At 48.2% G+C, this 2,539-nt stretch carries 4 protein-coding genes; 1 reads left to right on the top strand and 3 read right to left on the bottom strand.

Annotation, left to right across the window (positions count from 1 at the left end; genetic code table 11):
• Window positions 1-219 precede the first annotated feature (219 nt).
• Entirely contained in the window at window positions 220-537 is a 318-nt protein-coding gene (locus IE099_RS20465) for a hypothetical protein (protein ID WP_189574649.1), read from the bottom strand.
• Here IE099_RS20465 and IE099_RS20460 point away from each other — a divergent pair.
• Window positions 536-1,030, top strand: coding sequence for a P-loop NTPase family protein (locus tag IE099_RS20460; RefSeq protein WP_189574646.1), 495 nt, complete (start codon window positions 536-538; stop codon window positions 1,028-1,030). The genes IE099_RS20465 and IE099_RS20460 overlap by 2 nt on opposite strands.
• Window positions 1,031-1,423: 393 nt before the next feature.
• Here the strand turns inward: IE099_RS20460 and IE099_RS20455 are convergent, their stop codons facing one another.
• Together IE099_RS20455 and IE099_RS21175 are read right to left on the bottom strand one after the other, a co-directional pair.
• Window positions 1,424-1,891, bottom strand: a complete 468-nt coding sequence (locus IE099_RS20455; RefSeq protein ID WP_189574643.1) for a hypothetical protein — start codon at window positions 1,889-1,891, stop codon at window positions 1,424-1,426.
• Window positions 1,892-2,114: 223 nt separating this feature from the next.
• Window positions 2,115-2,423, bottom strand: coding sequence for a putative signal transducing protein (locus tag IE099_RS21175; RefSeq protein ID WP_189574640.1), 309 nt, complete (start codon window positions 2,421-2,423; stop codon window positions 2,115-2,117).
• Window positions 2,424-2,539 lie beyond the last annotated feature (116 nt).

The raw sequence follows: 2,539 nt of genomic DNA, 5'->3' as shown, positions 1-2,539 counted from the left end.
GATTTACGTCTTCAACCGATTCATCATCAGCTAACACTGTGAAAATTGAAACAACCATCACTAGGATTATTGACACAGTATTCATCATTTTCAGCCGAACGTTCCAGCACACCCAATCCGACCGACTCAGCGCACTTCCGATTAAATCTATGAAAAACAAACTATCTGTCAACACCGACTCGCCAGCGCGGTCGGATTTGCGGTGCTGCGCATTGTTCGCTATTTGTAGTAGGTTTCGTCGTAATCTTCTCCAGCCACTATTTCTAGCGTCTCTTTGCACTTTTCTGGGTTGTCGTAAAGATAACGCGGTAATTCTGGAGACCATGACGTTCCTGCCGAAGAGTTGCCCGAGAGTTGCCTTGCTGATGATGCGTATAATTTCGTCGCGTCCCAAAGGAGGGCGCGGAATCCTTCGCGCATATCAAAGCCGTCCTCCTCATCCAGAACCGATTCTATTTTCGTTGTGTGCTCAAGCATCCAACAAGTCTTCCGGATAATATTCCCGGATTTTTCCATCTGATAACCAAGTGTGCTCATGAATAAACTAAAAATAACTATAACAGGAGAGCCGGGACCAACCGGAAAAACTACTCTCCAGAAGATACTAGGCAGTCACCTTAAGGAGTACGGTCACAAAGTGAAGTTCTCTGATTCGGCCAATGGGATTTCCGAAGAGAATTGGAGTGCTTGCCACGGCGACATTCCCATTCCTAGCGTTATTGAACCGTTCGAGATTGTGATTGATACTAGCCATCTTGATTCCAATGATAATTTTCTAGCGAACGTTCCAGCACACCCAATCCGACCGACTCAGCGCACTTTTGAGAGTTCTACCACGTTCCCTCCTCCTGTCAATATCCGACTCGCCAGCGCGGTCGGATTTGTGGTGCTGCGCATTGTTCGCCATTCCGAAGATTCGGGACTTAGTGAAAGACTGGCCGTACCGAAAACACCAATACCACTAAAGGGTAATAGGGAAAAACAGAAGCACCGTGGGAATTGTGAACCACAGAATAATAGGAAGAACTAACGAATCCTGAAGCTGCTTCGTATCTCGTTCAGGCCTGACAGTAAATCCGCGGAAAGTCGAAGAACACCGTAGCAAGAGCGAAAAGATTAAAGTTACGTAACCGGCGACACAGACGATGATATTTACAACTAAATCGTGGCCCCAGAAAAGGTAAAGAAGTAACCCAAGGACGCCGTTATAGGCCACAGCGAAAAGTAAGAGCGCTTTGGTTGTGAGGAAATCCCAGTCCTTACCGAACCCTTGGTTCTCAATCTGCATGTTTTCAGGCGAACGTTCTAGCACACCCAATCCGACCGACTCAGCGCGCTTTCACTACTTCTATCACGATCCCTTCTCTCGTCAATCTCCGACTCGCCAGCGCGGTCGGATTTGTGGTGCTGCGCATTGTTCTGCCTATTTTCGGTTGTCGGACACGTCTATCTTGATGCCGCCGTGCCTCACAAGAAGGACAATACCTGAGGAAAAGAGAATTCGATGTTCTAGGTCTCCTGATGACAAAAGCTCAATCTCGTCATACCCCAAGTCTCCGTAACCGTTTGGCCCTGGTAAACCTCGATCCGGATCTGAGGTTGCAGTAATCTGCCTCACGTCATAATACCGCAATGTGAATCTTCGTTCGAAATAGGTGTTATCCTTCTCGTCAAAACCATGGCCGTCCAAGTGAAGATCTAAAGTCTGGTGCTGATAATCGGCCTTGAAGACACGTAATCGAGAATCATGCAGACTCCAATCCCTGTGCAACCGTTGATAGCTCTCGGGTAAACGATCAAAAAAATCTGCGACGAAGAGCTGATATTTTCTGAACAGTTCATCGGCATCCTCACAAGCGGACGACCACCAATCGAGTGTGAAGAATTTCATTTTTGCAGAACGTTCCAGCACACCCAATCCGACCGACTCAGCGCGCTTTCACTACTTCTACCACGCTCCCTCTTCCAGTCAACCTCCGACTCGCCAGCGCGGTCGGATTTGTGGTGCTGCGCATTGTTCGGCATTAAATGCGTTATATGTGGGTTCCGCCAAGCATTGACCGAACTTGTTGAACACCCATCCCTCCTAGCCCGACAGTAATCTAGCTGTAAAACTACGGCAGCTCGCCATTACAGTTCCAACAGCTACTGAAGTTTGACGGACTCTTCTCCCCACAGGAAGCGCACACTTTTTCGTCTCCATCAGTATCGTTTTGCTCCTTAAAGTGCTCTCGTATAAAAGAGACCGCTAGTTTCTCTTGAGAATCATCGGCAACACAGAGCGTAGGAACCGTATCTGAGACTGCAACAGAGGAACTCGAGGTGCTATCATTTCGAAGAAGTGTGACGATACCTTCTGACTCCAACAGGCTTTGCACTAGGCCGACTGTAGCGCTATCATAGTGTCGAAAGATTTCAGTCATAGTATTTTTAGCCGAACGTCTCAGCACACCCAATCCGACCGACTCAGCGCGCTTTCACTACTTCTACCATGCTCCCTCCTCCTGTCAATCCTCCGACTCGCCAGCGCGGTCGGATT

This window comes from Roseibacillus persicicus (genome assembly GCF_014651675.1).
In the GTDB taxonomy this organism is placed as follows: Bacteria; Verrucomicrobiota; Verrucomicrobiia; order Verrucomicrobiales; family Akkermansiaceae; genus Roseibacillus; species Roseibacillus persicicus.
This window is presented reverse-complemented; position numbering and strand designations above follow the sequence as displayed.

Excerpts from the sequence above, each read along its gene's own strand:
- IE099_RS20460 (WP_189574646.1), top strand. The coding sequence starts at position 536 with ATGAATAAACTAAAAATAACTATAACAGGAGAGCCGGGACCAACCGGA.
- IE099_RS20465 (WP_189574649.1), bottom strand. The coding sequence starts at position 537 with ATGAGCACACTTGGTTATCAGATGGAAAAATCCGGGAATATTATCCGG.
- IE099_RS20455 (WP_189574643.1), bottom strand. The coding sequence starts at position 1,891 with ATGAAATTCTTCACACTCGATTGGTGGTCGTCCGCTTGTGAGGATGCC.
- IE099_RS21175 (WP_189574640.1), bottom strand. The coding sequence starts at position 2,423 with ATGACTGAAATCTTTCGACACTATGATAGCGCTACAGTCGGCCTAGTG.